Annotated in this window: 11 protein-coding genes; 5 read left to right on the forward strand and 6 right to left on the reverse strand. The window is 64.3% G+C overall.

Annotation, left to right across the window (positions count from 1 at the left end):
- The first annotated feature begins 253 nt into the window (after positions 1-253).
- The gene (locus tag ACLBKT_RS01760; protein WP_410181262.1) at positions 254-3,079 is read left to right on the forward strand and encodes a TonB-dependent receptor; all 2,826 of its coding nucleotides are present in this window, start codon (positions 254-256) and stop codon (positions 3,077-3,079) included.
- 117 nt (positions 3,080-3,196) lie between these two features.
- Here the strand turns inward: ACLBKT_RS01760 and ACLBKT_RS01765 are convergent, their stop codons facing one another.
- Genes ACLBKT_RS01765 through ACLBKT_RS01780 form a run of 4 tightly spaced genes read right to left on the reverse strand, consistent with a single transcriptional unit; the run spans position 3,197 to position 9,281 of the window.
- On the reverse strand, positions 3,197-4,714 hold the full coding sequence (locus ACLBKT_RS01765; protein WP_410181263.1) for a tryptophan halogenase family protein: 1,518 nt from the start codon (positions 4,712-4,714) through the stop codon (positions 3,197-3,199).
- Positions 4,711-5,742 carry a LacI family DNA-binding transcriptional regulator gene (locus ACLBKT_RS01770; protein ID WP_410181264.1) on the reverse strand — a complete coding sequence of 344 codons (1,032 nt, stop codon included), beginning with the start codon at positions 5,740-5,742 and terminating at the stop codon, positions 4,711-4,713. The genes ACLBKT_RS01765 and ACLBKT_RS01770 overlap by 4 nt, the downstream gene beginning before the upstream one ends.
- A 6-nt stretch (positions 5,743-5,748) precedes the next feature.
- Entirely contained in the window at positions 5,749-7,431 is a 1,683-nt protein-coding gene (locus ACLBKT_RS01775) for an alpha-glucosidase (RefSeq protein WP_410181265.1), read from the reverse strand.
- A complete protein-coding gene (locus ACLBKT_RS01780) occupies positions 7,431-9,281 on the reverse strand; it encodes an alpha-amylase family glycosyl hydrolase (RefSeq protein WP_410181266.1) in 1,851 nt (616 codons plus the stop codon). Before ACLBKT_RS01780 ends, ACLBKT_RS01775 begins: the two co-directional genes overlap by 1 nt.
- Positions 9,282-9,593: 312 nt before the next feature.
- Between ACLBKT_RS01780 and ACLBKT_RS01785 the strand changes: the two genes are divergently transcribed.
- The 3 genes from ACLBKT_RS01785 to ACLBKT_RS01795 are packed head-to-tail and all read left to right on the forward strand — an operon-like array spanning position 9,594 to position 14,643.
- Complete coding sequence (locus ACLBKT_RS01785; RefSeq protein ID WP_410181267.1) at positions 9,594-11,174, forward strand: MFS transporter; 1,581 nt, start codon at positions 9,594-9,596, stop codon at positions 11,172-11,174.
- Positions 11,174-12,538, forward strand: coding sequence for an alpha-amylase family glycosyl hydrolase (locus ACLBKT_RS01790; protein ID WP_410181268.1), 1,365 nt, complete (start codon positions 11,174-11,176; stop codon positions 12,536-12,538). The genes ACLBKT_RS01785 and ACLBKT_RS01790 overlap by 1 nt, the downstream gene beginning before the upstream one ends.
- 32 nt (positions 12,539-12,570) lie before the next feature.
- Positions 12,571-14,643 (forward strand): glycoside hydrolase family 97 protein, encoded by a 2,073-nt coding sequence (locus ACLBKT_RS01795; RefSeq protein ID WP_410181269.1) that lies wholly within the window; start codon positions 12,571-12,573, stop codon positions 14,641-14,643.
- Between the two features lie 396 nt (positions 14,644-15,039).
- Here ACLBKT_RS01795 and ACLBKT_RS01800 read toward each other — a convergent pair whose 3' ends face one another.
- A complete protein-coding gene (locus tag ACLBKT_RS01800) occupies positions 15,040-15,474 on the reverse strand; it encodes a MerR family transcriptional regulator (protein ID WP_410181270.1) in 435 nt (144 codons plus the stop codon).
- Between the two features lie 73 nt (positions 15,475-15,547).
- Between ACLBKT_RS01800 and ACLBKT_RS01805 the strand changes: the two genes are divergently transcribed.
- Entirely contained in the window at positions 15,548-16,384 is an 837-nt protein-coding gene (locus ACLBKT_RS01805; protein ID WP_410181271.1) for an oxidoreductase, read from the forward strand.
- Between the two features lie 406 nt (positions 16,385-16,790).
- Here the strand turns inward: ACLBKT_RS01805 and hemA are convergent, their stop codons facing one another.
- Positions 16,791-18,011: a 5-aminolevulinate synthase gene (gene hemA / locus ACLBKT_RS01810; protein WP_410181272.1), complete on the reverse strand. Its 1,221-nt coding sequence runs from the start codon at positions 18,009-18,011 to the stop codon at positions 16,791-16,793.
- Positions 18,012-18,028: the final 17 nt, after the last annotated feature.

Here is an 18,028-nt window from a genome sequence, read left to right on the forward strand (position 1 = left end):
CTCACGCCGATGCTGCAATGCGGCATCGACAAAAACTGTGTCAAACTGGCAACATTTCACCTTGCCGACGTGCGCGAAAACCGATGTGAACGTTGCCAAAAACAGCTCAACATATTGGAATATCAGTAAATTTGCGAAAATTGCGGTTGTTCCCGCGCATCTGCTTTTTGGCGATTTACCTGAGGTTCATGTTGGGCTATGAAAAAATCTGCAAAAGCGCACGTTCAGGGGCGCTTGCGGGAGGGGATTTCTGATGAAAGCGAATGGGATCAATGCAAGCGCGCGCCTGCTGTGCGGGGCCGCGACATTCCTGGCACTGGCTGTCACCGGCACGCCGGTCATGGCGCAAGAGGCTGAAGAGCCGGCTGCCGTCGAAGGCGAAGGCGAAGACATCGTCGTCACCGGCATTCGCGGATCGATCCAGTCCTCCCTCGATGCCAAGCGCAACGCGACCTCGATTGTCGAAGTCATTTCCTCCGAAGATCTTGGTCTGCTGCCCGATCTGTCAATCGCCGACACCCTCGCGCGCCTGCCCGGCGTGACCGCCCAACGCGTGCGCGGCCGTTCGCAGCAGGTTTCGATCCGCGGCCTCGGCCCTGATTTCAGCCTTGCCCTGCTCAACGGCCGCGAGGTTGTCTCGGCAGGCAACAACCGCGGGATCGAATTCGACCAGTTCCCCTCTGAACTGATCGGCACCGGCGTCGTCTACAAGACCGGTGATGCCCAACTCGCCGCCATCGGCATCGCCGGCGCGGTCGACCTGCGCACGGTCAAGCCGCTGGATTCGAGCAAGCGTCAGATCACCGTGTCGGGCACCTACACCATTAACGACAATGGCTCGCTCAACCCCGATTTCGGCTCGGATGGCTACCGCCTCTTCGCCAGCTATATCGATCAGAATGCGGATGGCACGATCGGCTGGTCGATCGGTGCGACGACCCAATCGATCCCGACCCAGATCATCCAGCGCGAGCTCAAGACCAACAACGGCCAGGTCGACCGCGTCACCACCCCCGGCGGCACCGTCTTTCCGCGCGACAACCCGCGTCAGGGTTCGCAGAGCCGCGAGTTCAAGCGGACCTCGGTCGCGGGCAGCCTCCAGTTCGAGCCCACCGACCGCTTCTCGCTGACGGTCGATTCCTTCTACACCAAGACCGAGGACGCGGGCATCTTTCGCGGCACCGAAACCCCGATCGCTTCGTGGAGCTTCGATGGCGGCGCGCAGGTCGCCAACGTCACCGGCAGCGGTCCCTTCGCCGAGAGCGCGACCTACTCCAACGTCTATCCGATCCTGCGCACCGACACCGAGGGCGCGGATTCGGAGATCTTCGCGATCGGCGGCAACATGGAGTGGAAGGCGACCGACAACCTCGGCTTCGTCCTCGACTACGGCTACTCGACGCTCAATCGCAACGACGTCGATTATGAATCCTATGCCGGCACCGGCCCCAACGGCACCGGCCCCGCGGATACGCTCACCTTCACCTTCCCGCAGGACGGGCAGTACACCATCGACACCCAACTCGATTACACCGATCCGGGCAACCTCCTGCTGATCGATCCGGGCGGCTGGGGTCAGGTCGGATTCCTGCGTGTCCCGGAAACCAATGACGAGCTGCACCAGCTGCGCGCCGAGACCTATTGGGAGTTCGACGGCGGCTTCATCGACCGCATCGTCGCCGGCTGGCTCTATACCGACCGCAACAAGGATTTCGACAACAACGGCATCTTCCTGCGGGCAGGTTCGGGCTTCACCAACGGTGTTGGCGGCAACAGGGCGCCGATCCCCAGCAACCTCATCATCGGTTCGAGCAATTCCAAGGGCATCGGGCTTGACATCCTCGCCTATGACCCCGCTCCGCTGTTGACCAATGGCACCTATGTGCAGCAGGCCGCGACCGACGACACCGAATGGCAGGTGAAAGAGCAGGTCCACAACTTCTACATCCAGGCCAACCTCGACGGCGAGCTCGGCTCGGTGCCGGTGCGCGGCAATATCGGCCTTCGCTATGTCGATACCAAGCAGTCGTCGATCGGCACGCTCAGCGGTGGCCGTGTCAACGAGGTGGAGTTCAGCTACGACAACTGGTTGCCGAGCGCGAACCTCGCCTTTGAGGTGATGGAGGATACCTTCATCCGTGTCGCATTCGCCCAGACGATCACCCGCGCGCGGTTGGATCAGCTGGCGGCCAACCAGAACCTGACGTTCAATCCGCTGGTCTGCCGCGACACCAATGGCGATCAGGTGCCCGATTCGATCGTCCCCGGGGCCTTCAACCCTCCCGCCAACGTGTGCTTCACCGTGAGCGGCGGTAACCCGACCCTACAGCCTTACCGCTCGACCTCGTTCGACGTTTCCTTCGAGAAGTACTTCTCGCCCGGCACCGCGATCATCGTTGCGGCGTTCCACAAGGACCTGTCGGACTGGGTGGTCAATCAGCCGGCCGTGATCGATTTCACCCAGCAGATCGAGAATGCCGGGTTCGGCTCGATCCTTCAGTCGTCGCCGGATATCGCAGTCGGTGCCTTCGACGGTCCGGTCAACTTCTCCGACGGCAAGATCACCGGGATCGAAGGCACGCTGCGCTTCAACTTCGGCGACTTCAGCGATGCGCTCGACGGGTTCGGCGGGTTCTACTCGATCACCTATTCGGACGCCGAGATCACCCCGCCGGGCAACGCCCCGATTTCGATCCCGGGCTATTCGGATCTGACCTGGTCGGGCGACATCTTCTACGAGAAGTACGGTTTCCGCGCCAAGCTGGCAGCACGCTACCGCGGCGGATTCCTCTCGGAAGTGCCGAACTTCTCGGGCGGGCTGGAAGGCGCCGAGGCGCAGAGCGAGACGATCCTCGACGCGCAGATCGGCTACACCTTCGAGAAGGAAGGCAGCGTGCTCAACGGCGTGCAGCTGCTGGCGGAGGTGTTCAACCTCACCAACGAGCCGTTCGTGACCGAGAACCCGCTGTTCGACCGTCCGAACAACGATCCGCTGCGCCAGCCGCTCGGCTCGTCTTTCCCGAGCCGGCACGAACTCTACGGACGGACATTCCAGTTCACGATCCGCAAGAGCTTCTGACGCGAAGGCGTTCAGGTCTCTCCTGGGTCGCAATGGGGCTCGCCGGAAACGGCGGGCCCTTTCTTTTCGGGAGGGCGCTCGGTCATTGTTCCTTGCGGAACATTTGCGACGGGTACGTCAGCCTGCGAGGGGAGCCGCGGCGCAATGCCGGGCAACGAATTCGCTGTGGCTCGGCATGGCCGCCACCGCCTCGCTCATGGCCGCGCGGATCTGCGCGAGCCGTTCGGCCACCGGCACGCCTTCGCGCATCGCCGCGAGCGCGGGCGCCCGCTGCGGCACGATCCCCTGTCCCAGATAGACCGCAATCCAGCTTGGGTTGGCGAACAGTTCCTGCGGCTCGGCCACCAGCGTCCCGTGGGCGCGGAAATGGTCGATCTTGTACTGCAGGCTGTCGGGGATCGGCATGGCGGCGCAATAGCGCCACAGTTCGGAGTCGTCGCGTTCCGTGGCCTTGTAGTGGAGGATCAGGAAGTCGCGGATCAGCTCGTATTCGCGCGCGGTCTGGGCGTTGTACTCCCGGGCGAGCAGCGGCGACATGGCGCTGTCCGGGAGGAGCGCGATCAGACGCAGGATGCCGTACTGGATGAGGTGCAGGCTGGTCGACTCGAGCGGCTCCATGAAGCCCGCCGACAGCCCGATGGCGACGCAGTTCTTCTTCCAGAATTCGCGGCGCTTGCCGGTGACGAACCGCAAGGGGCGCGGGTCGGCCAGCGCCTTGCCGTCAAGGTTGGCGAGCAGCGTCGCACTGGCCTCGTCCTCGGAGATGAATTCGCTGCAATGGACATAGCCGTTGCCGGTGCGGTGCTGGAGCGGGATCCGCCACTGCCACCCGGCCTCACGCGCGGTGGAGCGGGTGTAGGGGGTGAACTCGCCCTTCTCGCAAGGGACCGCCACGGCCCGGTCGCAGGGGAGCCAATGCTGCCAGTTGTCGTAACCCGCTTCCAGCGCCTCTTCGATCAGCAAGCCCCGGAAACCGCTGCAATCGACGAAGAATTCGCCCGCCACGCGCGTGCCATCATCAAGCAACACGCTGTCAACGAACCCGTCATGAGAGCGCAACGACACGTCAACGACCTTGCCCTCCTTGCGCACCACACCCCGCGCCTCGGCGAACCGGCGCAGGTAGGCGGCATAGAGCCCCGCATCGAAGTGATAGGCATAGTCGAAGGTCGACTGGATCATGCGGCGGTCGGACGAGGGGTGGCTGAACTTGCCGGCCTTGGCCATCGCCCAGCACATCGAGAAATCGTCAATCGGGCCGCCGATCCGGCCTTCGAGGCTCTCGCGCATCCAGTGGTGGTAGAAGGGGACGCTGTCGAACTCGGCGCCATGCTGGCCGAAGGGGTGGAAATAGGAATGCCCCTTGCGCCCCCAATCGACGAACTCGATCCCGAGCTTGTACGACCCCTGCGTTTCGCGCACGAAGGTCGCCTCGTCGATGCCGAGGCGCTGGTTGAAGTTGCGGATCGGCGGGATGGTCGCCTCGCCAACGCCCACGGTGCCGATGGCCTCGCTCTCGATCAGCGTGATCGCGCAGGACCGTCCGACCGCATGGGAAAGCGCCGCCGCCGTCATCCAGCCCGCGCTGCCGCCGCCGACAATCACGATGTGTGTGAGCGGGGCGGGCTGGCTCATCCCCCGCAGCTTTCGCGGATCAGCAGGCTGGTTTCCAGCCGCTGCGAAATGGCTGGGCCGTCACCCTTGTCGATCAGCTTCGACACCAGCATCCTTCCGGCAAGATTGGCATCCTGATCGATGGTGGTCAGCTGCGGGGTGACGAGCCGCGCGGCGGGGATGTTGTCGTAGCCGACGACCGACACGTCCTCCGGCACCCGCATTCCCGAGCGCGTCAGCGCCCGGATCGCGCCGATGGCGATGAGATCGCTGACGGCGAACACAGCATCGAACCGGAGCCCGCGCGCGATCGCGCTGCGCACAGCCGCTTCGGCCGAGTGGACTTCGAAATGGGCGGGCACGATCAGCTCGTCATCCAGCGCGATCCCCGCCTGATCGAGCGCCTGCTTGTAGCCGCGGAACCGCTGTTCGGCTTCGGGCGCTTCGGTATCGCCGAGGAACAGGATGCGGCGGCGGCCAAGGCGGGCGAGATGCGCGGTTGCCCGCCGGCCGCCGGCGACATTGTCCGATCCGATCACGCAATATTGGGCATCGGGAAACTCCGCGCCCCACACCACAAAGCGATTGTCGCGCGCGGCCAGCGCGTTGAATTCGTGGTGGAGCGAGCTTTGCCCGATGAAGATCACCCCGGTCGCCCGGCTCGTGCTCATCGCGTAATCGAGATCGAGGCCTGCGCGCGGGCTGAGGTGGCTGATGATCAGGTCCGCGTTCCGTTCGCGCGCGGCTTCGGCGATCCCGGCGAGCAGTTCTAGGAAGAACGGGTCGGACACCCGACTGTCGCGCGCTTGCGGGGCGGGGACGACGACCGCGATGGTTGCGTCTGCACCAATCGGCCCGCTCGGCATGGAGGAGCGGAACTCGTAGTCATGCGCGCGGGCGATCTGCCAGATCTGCTGCTTGGTCCTGCGCTTGACCGAGGGGCTGTCGTTCAGCGCGCGGCTGACGGTGGAGATCGAGACCCCTGCCTCGCGCGCGATATCCTCAAGCGTCGCGCTGCGCCGGGATGCGGGGGAGAGTGTATCGGTCATTCGTCCTCAGCTGCCCGCCACGACGGCCCAATAGCCGGTGCCGGGGGCAAGATCGTGCGGCAAGGCAGCGGCCGTGTCGACTGTGTTTTGGGTAGCGATCGCACTGAGGCTGCCAAGTTCCGCCGGAGGGCTCCACCGGACTGGCGCTTCGCCGAGATTGAAGACGCAGAGCACAGCGCCGCTTTCGTCCCGGCGCAGGAAGGCGAGGATGTCGTCCGGGCTGTCGATCAGCGCGATATCGCCGCGCACCAGCGCCGGATGGGCCCGCCGCAGGCGCAGCAGCTGGCGCGCGTAACCGAGGGTCGAGGCCGGGTCCGAGGCCTGACTGTCGACCGCAAAGCCGGTGTGAACCGGATCCAGCTTGAGCCAGGTGCGGTTGGCGTTCGAGAACCCCGCCTGGGGCGCATTGGCCTGCCACGGCATCGGGGTGCGCGCGCCGTCGCGGCCCAAGGTGTGCGGCCAGTTGGCGATGGCCTCGGGGTCTTGCAGGTCTTCGAAAGCGACCTCGCCCTGCGGCAGGCCCAGTTCCTCGCCCTGATAGATGATCGGGTTACCGCGCAAGGACAGCAGCAGCAGCAGGTTGAGCCGCGCGGCCCGCGCCATGTCGCCGTCGAGTGTCCAGCGGGTGACGGCGCGCGGCGCATCATGGTTTGAAAACGCCCACGAAGGCCAGCCTTCCCCCGGCTCCCCGCTCCATTGCGACAGGCTGGCGCGGACCACGCCCGCAGTCAGGCGCGGGGCGTAGAGGAAATCGAAGTTGTAAGCGGAATCGAGCCGTTTGCCGCCTTCAGTGAAGGCCTTCATCTCCGCCAGCGGCTCCGGCCCGCCGACTTCGGCAACGGTGAAGCGGCCCGGAAACTCGTCGATCGTCGCCCGGATGCGTTCCAGGAAGCCGGTGATATCCGGGTGCGACTGGTTGTACTGCTTGACCTGCATGTCGAACGGGCGGGTCACCAGTTCCATCGGCAGCCCGCTGGGCGGATTGTCGCGCAGGTCCGGGTCATGCATCGAGAAATTGAGCGCATCGAGCCGAAACCCGTCCACGCCCCGGTTCAACCAGAACCGCGCCACATCCAGCAGCGCGTCCTGCACCTCGATATTGTGGACGTTGAGATCGGGCTGTGAGGTCAGGAAATTGTGCAGGTAATACTGCTTCCTCGGCCCGTCCCACTGCCACGCCGAACCGCCGAATACTGACTGCCAATTCGATGGCGGCGAGCCATCGGGCTTGGGGTCGGCCCAGACATACCAGTCGGCCTTGGGATTGGTGCGATCCTGCCGGCTTTCCTGAAACCACGCATGTTCGTCGGAGGTGTGCGAATAGACCTGATCGATGATCACCTTCAGCCCCAGCGCATGGGCCTTGGCGATGATCCGGTCGAAATCGGCAAAGGTGCCGAAGCTGGGGTCGATCCCGCAGTAATCGGCCACGTCGTAGCCAAAGTCCTTCATCGGCGAGGTGAAGAAGGGCGAGATCCAGATACCGTCCACGCCGAGATCGGCAATGTAGTCGAGCCCCTCGGCAATCCCGGCAAGGTCGCCGATCCCGTCGCCATTGGTGTCGCGGAACGAGCGCGGATAGATCTGGTAGATGACAGCGCCGCGCCACCAGGCCCCCAAGCGAACAGTGTCGCTGGCGGCGGTTTCGGCGGCGGCTTGCGGGCCAGCGCAGGACTGGGCGGATGCCATTAGTCGTCAGTCTCCAGAATGCAGGCAGCAAAGCCGAAAGCGGGCAACGCGATTGCAAGCGTTCCCGGCGCGGTAAGCTCGGCCGGACACGTGCCAACCAAGGGCGCGACACCGCTCGCCCGGTAGCTTACCTCGACATTGTGCGAAAGCGGCGATGCGCTCGTATTGAACACCGCAAGCACGCGCTGTCCGGTTTCGGGATCATGCCGCTCGATGGCGAGCAGGCCGGGGGCGGTTTCCGTGAAAGCGCGCACCTCGGACAGGCCGCGCCGCAGCGCCGGGCTGGCGGTGCGCGCCGCCGACAGTTCGGCGATCAGGCGGTAGAGCGGATGAGCGGTGTCGAAGTTGCTCTGCGCCGTGGTGGCTGTGGTGCCGATCAGGGTGTTGTCGTTGTAGGCCGCGACCTTGCTGGGGAACATGTCCTCGCGCGCCAGCTGATCATTGCCGTCGGAGATGAAGCCCTGCTCGTCGCCGTAATAGACGGTCGGCACGCCGCGCAGCAGGAACATCAACGCATGGCCGAGCTTGACCCGCGCCAGCAGGGTCTCGGCATCATCCGAACCGCTGATGTCGCGCACGAACATCGCAAAGCGGCCGAAATCGTGATTGCCGAGGAAGGTCGGCAGGCCGAGCGCGGTCTTGGCGCCGCCGGGGTAGATCGCATCCTGCTGGAGGAATTCGGCCATCAGCCGCGGACCAGCCTTGCCGCTCGCAACCAGTTGCGCCGCCTTCGCGAAGCCCATGTCGAGCGCATAGGGAAGCTGGCTTTCCGCCATCACCTGCGCGGCGAGCGTGGCGGTGGGTTCCTCGTAAGCGATCTCACCGAAGATGTGGAAGTGGTCGATCCCCTTGGCCTTGGCGCGGGCCAGAATGGGGGGGACGAAGGCCTGCCAGAATTCCGGGTTCACGTGCTTGGCGGTGTCGATGCGGTAGCCGTCGATCCCGTAATCGTCGATCCACTGGCCGAAGATCGCGATCATGCCCTCGACAACGCGGGGATTCTCGGTCGCCAGATCATCAAGGCCCGAGAAGTCGCCATAGACGCTGCTTTCCCCCACCCACTGCGAATTGCCGCGGTTGTGGTAGAGCGTCACGTCATTGAGCCACGCGGGCACTTTCACGTTCTTTTCCGCCTCGGGCACCACGGGGGTATAGGCGAAGGCAGGATCGGTGAGCTTGGCCCAGCTGGCGGGATCGGCGTTGTCGTCCCCCGCAAAGCCCGGGTTGATCGGTGCGCCGTTCGGGCCGCCCTTGCGCCCGTAGGGATAATCGCCCTTGCTGCGGTAAGCGTAGCCATTCGCCGGTCCTTCGGCATAGTCGATCACATCTGCGGTGTGGTTGATGATGATGTCCATATAGACCTTCATGCCGCGCGCATGGGCGGCATCGACGAAGGCCTTGAACTCGGCATTGGTCCCGAAATGCGGATCAATCTGCGTGAAGTCGGTCACCCAGTAACCGTGGTAGCCCGCGCTTTCCTGACCGGGCAGCCCCTGCACCGGCTTGTTCTTGAACACCGGCGCAAACCAGATTGCGGTGACGCCCATGCCCTGAATGTAATCGAGCTTTGCGGTCAGCCCTTTGAGGTCGCCGCCGTGGTAGAAGCCTTTGTGGGTAGGATCGAAGCCGTGATCGAACACGTCGCCCTTGATCCCGCCGCGGTCGTTCGAGGTGTCGCCGTTTTCGAAGCGGTCGGGCAGGACGAAATAGATGATCTCGTCTTCAAGCTGGCGCTCGGAAATGGGCGCGGGGCCCGATGTCGGGAAGGGGGATTCGGCCGCAACCGGCCCTCCCGCCAAGGCGGTGCCCGCGCACAGCACAGCCGCTAAGCTCACGAAGATTCGCGTCATGACCCAACTCCCTCCGGCCGCTTTTCTGACACCTCGCAAGAGATTTTGCAAATCTTTGTGAAAAGTCGAGTGGGTCGTTCGACTGCGCTTCAAACATCTGAAAAAGTTGAATTAAATGACCAAATCAAGAGATGGTCGACAAAATTTAATGAGATTGTCGGAAAGTTTCTTGCAAATTTTTGCAAGGCGTCCAGACTAGGGCCCGGCATCGTGCAATGCGTCATCCGGCGATAGATCCGGGAGCCTACGCGATGCCGGGAGCTGCGTCACCTCCGGGCGGATGGTGGCGTGGGGGAGAGGGATGATACGATCATGACGCAAGCCGGCCTAAAGCCTGCGCTGAACGCGGGCCAGATCTGGAACATGAGCTTCGGCTTCCTCGGAATCCAGATCGGGTTCGAGCTTCAGAACGGCAATGTCAGCCGCATTTTCCAGACGTTGGGCGCCGATGTTGGCGAACTTGCGATCCTGTGGATTGCCGCGCCGATGACGGGGTTGGTGGTGCAGCCGATCATCGGTCACCTGTCGGACAAGACTTGGAGCCCCCGCTTCGGCCGCCGCCGTCCCTATTTCCTCATCGGCGCTTTGCTGGCGACACTGGCGCTGTTTGTCATGCCCAATGCCCCGGTGCTGTGGGTTGCAGCCGGAATGCTGTGGATCATGGACGCCTCGCTCAACATCACGATGGAGCCGTTCCGCGCCTTTGTCGGCGACAACCTGCCCGATCGCCAGCGCACGATGGGCTATGCGATGCAGAGCTTTTTCATCGGCACCGGCGCGGTGATGGCGGGCGCGCTGCCGTGGGTGATGACCAACTGGCTCGGCCTCAGCAACATCGCGCCTGCGGGCGAGATTCCGGAAACCGTGCGCTGGGCTTTCTACATCGGCGGAACGGCGCTGGCGGCAGCGGTCGCGTGGACCGTCTTCTCGACCAAGGAATACTCGCCCGAGGAGCTTGCCCGGTTCGAAGCCTCGACCGGGCGCGGGGCGGGCGCGGGCCATGCGCCGGTCCTGCGCAGCGCCAGCCAGTTCGCGCGCGGCGGCGTGGTATGGATCATCGCCGGGGCGCTGGTCGCCGCGCTGGTCGCCATCGCGCGGGGCGAGGCGCGTCTGGCCTTTCTCGGCGAAATCGAGGTCGCGCAGGAGCTTTACGTCCTTGCCGTGCTGATCGCCGGGTTCGGCGTGATCCAGCTGGTCGCGGCGTCATTGCGCCAGCAGGGCCGCGAGACGAGCGGCTTCATGGAGGTGGTGAGCGATCTGTTCGCCATGCCCAAGACCATGCGCCAGCTGGCCGTGGTGCAGTTCTTCAGCTGGTTCGCGATGTTCGCGCTGTGGATCTATGGCACGCCGGGGGTGACGGAATACCACTTCGGCGCGAGCGATGCGGCGAGCGCCGCCTATCAGGACGGGGCCGATTGGTGGAGCCTGATGGGATCGGTGCGCAACGGCCTAGCCGCTGCCGCCGCGCTCGGGTTCGTGATGATCGCCGCGAAGATCGACCGCTGCCGCCTCCACGCGATCAACCTGACGCTGGGCGCGGTGGGCTTTGCCGCGATGCTGCTGGTGCGCGATCCGGCGCTGCTGTGGATCCCGCAGATCGGGATGGGCATCGCCTGGGCCTCGATCGTGGCGCTGCCCTATGCGATCCTTGCAGGCTGCGTCCCGGCGGAAAAGATGGGCATTTACATGGGGGTGTTCAACATCTTCATCGTCGTGCCGCAATTGCTCGCAGCGACGCTGCTGGGCTTTCTCGTCACCAACCTGTTCGGCGGCGCGGCGATCAATGCCTTCGTGATCGGCGCGGTCAGTCTGGTGCTTGCGGCAGCGGCGACTCTGCTGGTGAAGGATGGCGAGACGCGGGGCGTTGCCGCTCTGCGGGCGGGGGAAGCGTGATGCGGTTTGTCACTGCTCTGCTGGCGGGCGCGCTGGTCGCGACCCCGGTTCTGGCTCAACCCGATTACACGCCGCGCGATGGGGTGCAGGTGCAGAACGCCGCGTGGACGCGCGATGCTGTGCTGTATCAGCTCAACACCCGGCAGTTCACACCGGAAGGCACCTTTGCCGCGGCGCAGAAGCAGCTTGCGCGGCTCGCCGCAATGGGCGTCGATATCGTCTGGCTGATGCCGATCCACCCGATTGGCGAGGCGAACCGCAAGGGCAGCCTCGGCAGCCCCTATGCCGTGCGTGACTATCGCGCGGTCAATCCCGAGCTCGGCACTGAGGCCCAGTTCCGCGCCTTCGTGGACGAGGCGCACCGGTTGGGGCTGAAGGTGATCCTCGACTGGGTCGCCAACCATTCGGCCTATGACAATCCGCTGACCCTCAGCCATCCCGACTGGTACACCCGCACGCCGGAGGGCGCGCTGATGTCGCCGGCGGGCACCGACTGGTCGGACGTGGCAGACTTCGATTACAGCCAGCCCGGCCTGCGCCGCTACATGACCGAAAGCCTCACCTACTGGGTGCGCGAGTTCGGCATCGACGGATACCGCGCGGACGTGGCTGGCTACGTCCCGACCGATTTCTGGGAGACCGCCCGCGCGGAGCTGGACAAGGTGAAGCCGGTCTTCATGCTCGCCGAATGGGAGCAGCGCGATCTCCACGCCCGCGCTTTCGACGCGACCTATGGCTGGGGCTGGAAGGAAGCGATGCAGCGCCTCGTCAAGGACGGCGGCGGGGCAGGGGCGATGCGCGGCTACTATGCCGGGCAGTCCGAAACCTGGCCCCACGCCGCGATGCGCATGGTCTATACCGAGAACCACGACCAGAATTCCTGGGACGGTGTGGCGGCCGAGATCTACGGCCCAGCTTACGAGGCGGCGATGGCGTTGTCCTTCATCGGCCCCGGCCTGCCGCTGATCTATAATGGGCAAGAGGCGGATAATGACCGGCAGCTCAAGTTCTTCGAGCGCGATCCGATCATCTGGCGCGAAGGCAAGCACGCCGCGCTGATCGCCAGGCTGATCGCGCTCAAGACCGACAACCCCGCGCTCCACAACGGGCGCTTCGGCGCGGCGCTGGTGGAAGTGCCGACGAGCGAGACGGCGGATGTCTTCGCGTTCACGCGGGGCGACAAGGGCGCGCGGGTGTTCGCGGTGTTCAACCTCTCACCCCGGCCGCACCGCATCGCCCTCAGCCATGCCCGCCATCACGGCACCTATGCCGACGCTCTGACTGGCGCGCCCGCAAGCTTCAAGGGCGGGGAAAGCCTTGACCTGCCCGCATGGGGCTACCGCATTTACACCGAGACCAAGTGAGGCGGCCGCCACCGAGCCGCAGGAGAGGGACTATGACGAAGCATTGGAAGTCGCTGGTCGCGCTGGCCGCCATCGCATGGGCCGCCGCGCCTGCCCAGGCCGAGACGCTGGAGCTCGCCTCGCCCGACGGCAAGATCACCGTCACTGTCAAGGATGATGGCGGGCAGGCGACCTATGCCGTGCGCTTCGAGGGCGAGCAGGTGATCGCCCCGTCCAAGCTCGGGATGCTGTTCGCCGACCACCACGGGTTCGAACGCGGCCTCGCCATCGCCGGATCGACCCGCGCGAGCACCGACACGACCTGGGAACAGCCGTGGGGCGAGCGCCGGGTGGTGCGTGACCAGCACAACGAGCTCGCCGTCACTTTCAAGCCCGCCGAGGGCCCCGACCGGCAGATGACGGTCCGCTTCCGCGCCTTTGATACCGGCATCGGCTTCCGCTACGAGCTGGCCGAACAGCCCGCGCTCGAAGGCGATATCGCCATCGTCGAGGAGCTGACCCAATTCGGCGTCGGCGACAAAACCACCATGTGGTACACCCCGTCCGACGAATACAACCGCAACGAATATATCTACCGCGTCGCCCCGGCTGGCGAGGTTGATGACGCACACACTCCCTCCACCTTCCGCACCACCACCGGCATTCACTTCGCGATCCACGAAGCGGCGCTGGTCGATTACTCCTCGATGTCGCTCGATCAGCTGCGTCCCGGCAACTTTCAGGCGAACCTGCGCAACTGGTCGGGCGGCCCCAAGGTCAAGACCAAGGCGCCGTTCACATCCCCTTGGCGCACCATCCAGATCGCGCGCGAGGCGGTGGGGCTGATCAACTCCGACATCATCCTCAACCTCAACGAACCCAACGCGCTGGGCGATGTCTCCTATGCCAAGCCCGGCAAATACATCGGCATCTGGTGGGCGATGCACATCAATGACCGCACCTGGGCGAGCGACAAGTATCACGGCGCCACCACCGCCGAGACGAAGCGCTATATCGACTTTGCCGCCAAGCATGGCTTTTCCGGCGTGCTGGTCGAAGGCTGGAACAAGGGCTGGGACGGCGACTGGTTCAACAATGGCGATCTCTTCAGCTTCACCGAGCCCTATCCCGATTACGACATCAAGGCCCTGAGCAAATACGCCAAGGCGAAAGGCGTCCAGCTCATCGTCCACCATGAAACCTCCGCCAATCTCACCAATTACGAGAACCAGCTCGAAGCCGGGCTCGACCTGGTGAAGGCAATCGGCTCGAACTACGTCAAGTCGGGCTATGTCTCGGACGCGGGGGATGCGGTGTGGGTCGATGACAAGGGCATCCGCCACTACGAATATTACGACAGTCAGCGGATGATCGACCACCACATGACCGTGATCAAGGCCGCTGCCGCGCGCCAGATCGCCATGGACACCCACGAGCCGGTGAAGGACACCGGCCTCCGGCGCACCTATCCCAACTGGATGACTCGCGAAGGTGCGCGCGGGATGGAGTTCAACGCCTGGGGCACGCCGCCCAACCCGCCGAGCCATGAGCCGATGCTGGCCTTCACCGCGCTGCTGGCCGGGCCCTTCGACTACACCCCCGGCATCTTCGACCTGCGCCCCAATGAGCGCCCGCCGGTCCGCCCCGACATGCCGCGCGGCGACCCCAAGAACCGCCCGCAGACCACGCTGGCGAAGCAACTCGCCACCTATGTGACGATCTACTCGCCGCTCCAGATGGCGGCCGATCTGCCGGAGAACTACGAGGCCCGGCCCGAAGCCTTCCAGTTCATCAAGGACGTGGAAGCCGATTGGGAGGAGTCGATCGCGCTCGCAGGCGAAGTTGGCGAATTCGTGGTGATGGCGCGGCAGGGGCGCAAGTCGAAGGAATGGTTCCTCGGCGCGGTCACGGACGCCAATCCGCGCGATCTTTCGGTGCCGCTGAGCTTCCTCGAGTCGGGGCGCAAGTATCGCGCGCAAATCTATCGCGACGGCCCCCATGCCCATTGGGATTACAACCCCTATGACATGGTGATCGAGGAAAAGGTCGTGACCGGCGGTGACACTTTCGCGGTGCGGCTGGCGGCGTCAGGCGGGGTCGCAGTGCGGTTCATTCCGGCGAGGTGAGGATGATTAAGCGTTACAAAGCGGACACCGTGTCCGCTTTGTCCGCTCTCAATTTAGCGAATAAATACAGAGTCTTGATGCCCTATCGTCCACGCAGACGGACAGGAAGAGAGGGCCTTTTCTCGCGCCGCGATCGAGCAAACGGCCGCGCGGGCCAGACAGAACGATGGGAAAGAGCCGAGGCGGAGGCTAGCGGCTGGCGTTCGTGTAGGAAAACGGCGCGACCTATTCCTTGCTCGTCGCCCCATGCGTGACACGGGGCTTGGCTCCCTTTAGTGCTGGCGACGAAGAAAAGCCTAACCCCGTGTCACGCACGGGGCGACGGTGGAGAGGATGGCAGCTTACGTCATCTTGCCGCCGAAAACGGGCATTCAGGTATCGACCCCATGATTGCCATCAGGGTCTCTTGCCCCGCCGCGCGCGGATTTCAGCGCTTGGTTTGCTCAGCCGCGGGAGAAACGTTGGTTGAGCACCTGACGCACCAGCTTCAAGCCAGCGCAGCTTGGCCTCGAGATATCGCCGCATCTCGCGCAGATCACGCTCGCGCGCAGTGATCTGTGCCAGTTGGTCACGGAGCACACCGGCCTTGTCTTTCACCGAGAACGCCTCGTGTTCGTAGTCCTTCGCCAGCTCGGCAATCTGGCGGAGCGTGAACCCGAGGCTCTGCCCAGACCGGATCAACATGGCGCGCTCGACCTGAGCGGCATCGAAGTGCTGATAGCGATTGCCGCTGGCCGATCCGATGGTCGGCTTGAGCAGGCCGCGCTTGACGTAGAAGCGGACAGTGTCGCGAGGCAGCCCCGTCGCCTCGCAGAATTGCTTGATCAGCATGGAATGAAAGGCCTTGACTGTGGACTATGGTCCATAGCTTATCGGCGAAGCTCCACAAGACAAGGAGCTTGGCATGAACAAGGTTGCACTCGTCACCGGCGCATCATCAGGGATCGGCGAGGCTATCGCCACCCGACTGATCGCGCAGGGCTGGACGGTGTTTGCGGCAGCGCGGCGGATGGAGCGCATGAGCGCCCTCGGCCAAAAAGGCGCGCGACTGGTTTCGCTCGATCTGGAAGATGACGCCAGCATCAAGGCCGCCATGGCGATGCTGTGCGATCAGTCGGGACGGATCGACGCGCTCATCAACAATGCCGGATACGGCGCTTATGGTGCCTTGGAGGATATGCCGTTGACCGAGGCCCGGCGGCAGGTCGAGGTCAATCTGTTCGGCCTTGCGCGGCTGATCCAGCTGGCCCTACCCGCCATGCGGCAGCAAGGCGGAGGACGGATCGTCAACATCAGTTCGATTGGCGGAAAAATCCACGAGCCGATGGGTGCTTGGTATCACGCGACCAAGTTCGCTGTGGAAGGGCTGTCAGATTGTCTGCGGATGGAATTAGCACCATTCGGAATCCACGTCGTCGTGGTTCAGCCGGGCGCAATCAAGACCGAGTGGAGCGGCATCGCTCGGGCTAGCCTGCTTTCGACCTCGGGCGCCGGCGCATATGCTCAACTGGCCCGCCAGACCGCCAGCTTGCTGGCCGCCGCCGATAAGAGCAACAGCTCACCTCCTGAAGTGGTCGCGGACGCGGTCATCAGCGCGCTGGCCGCCCGCAGGCCCAAAACCCGTTATGTCGTTGGTGGGGGAGCAAGGCCGTTGATCGCCTTGCGCTGGCTTGCGACTGACCGCGGATTTGATTGGATAATGAACTGCACTGCCAAGTTAATGGCCCATCGCGCAGGTTGAATAATCGTTGCATGCGCATCACCCGGTTTGCTTTGTGTCCGCTAAGATGAATTGAGAAGCCGCCATTCCGCAATCCACCCACAAACTGCCGTTCGCGAGTGCCTCGACCAATCCTGGAAGCCGACAGACGGCTAGCGCAGCGTTGGTGCCCAAAGTGGTCTGACAGGAAACGATCCCGATTTTGCCCTAACCGTCACTCCGGTGAAGGCCGGGGCCCAGCGCCTCATGGTGCAGCGCCTGCCGCACTAGGTCCCCGCTTTCGCTGGGATGACGAACGGGTCCGCTCCCCACCCACGTCCCGCCATCCGCCGCGCCCCGCACAAAGAGGGCGGCCGCCACCCCCATGGCGTCCGCCCTCACTCCCGTCCAAGGGAGAGCCGGTATTGCTGTCAGTCGGAAAGCGCGCTCAGGCGGCCTGTTCCATCCGCGCCAGTTCGCAATGCGACCAGATCTCGGACAGCGCCTTGATCAGCCGGTCGATGTCGCCATCGGTGTGCACGGGCGAGGGTGTGACGCGCAGCCGCTCGGTGCCGACGGGCACGGTCGGGTAGTTGATCGGCTGCACATAGATCCCGTGGTTGTCCATCAGCCAGTCGCTGATCATCTTGCACTTCTTGGCGTCGCCCACCATCACCGGGATGATGTGGCTGGGGTTGTCCAAGTGCGGGATGCCCATGATGTCGAGCGCGCGGCGGACCTGCGCGACGCGCTTCTGCTGAAGCTCACGCTCGGCGCTGCTGGTCTTGAGGTGCCGGATGCTGGCCGCTGCGCCCGCCGCGATGGCAGGGGGCAGTGCGGTCGAGAAGATGAAGCCGCTGGCAAAGCTGCGCACGAAATCGACGAGGTTGGCGCTGGCCGCGATGTAGCCGCCCATGACGCCGAAGGCCTTGCCCAGCGTGCCTTCGATCACGGTGATGCGGTCCATCAGCCCTTCGCGCTCGGCAATCCCGCCGCCGCGCGGGCCGTAGAGGCCGACCGCATGGACCTCGTCGATATAGCTCATCGCGCCGTGCTTTTCGCACACGTCGAGGATGTCGGCGATGGGGGCGATGTCGCCGTCCATCGAATAGACGCTCTCGAAGGCGACCAGCTTGGGCACTTCGGGGCCATACATGGAGAGCAGCTCGTCGAGGTGCTCCGCGTCATTGTGACGCCACACCTTGTAGGGCGCGCGGGAGTGGCGGATGCCCTCGATCATCGAGGCGTGGTTCAGCGCATCCGAAAACACGACGCAGCCCGGGATCTTGCTCGCCAGCGTGCCGAGGCCCGCCCAGTTCGAGACATAGCCGGAGGTGAACAGCAGCGCGGCTTCCTTGTTGTGAAGGTCGGCAAGCTCGGCTTCCAGTTCCACATGGTAGTGGTTGGTGCCCGAAATATTGCGCGTGCCCCCGGCACCAGCGCCGCATTCGTCAAGGCAGTCATGCATCGCTTCGAGCACGGCGGGGTGCTGGCCCATGCCGAGATAGTCGTTCGAGCACCATACCGTAACCGCCTGCGTCTCGCCTTCGACGAAGCGGGTGGCTTGCGGGAAGCGGCCGCGATGGCGCTTGATGTCGGTGAACACCCGGTAACGGCCGTCGGCGCGTACCGTGTCCAGCTCGCCGGCGAAAAAAGCTTCGAAGTCCATCGGGGTTCCCTCTGTCG

Origin of the sequence: Erythrobacter sp. W302b, assembly GCF_046452395.1 — a bacterium.
Classification (GTDB): domain Bacteria; phylum Pseudomonadota; class Alphaproteobacteria; order Sphingomonadales; family Sphingomonadaceae; genus Erythrobacter.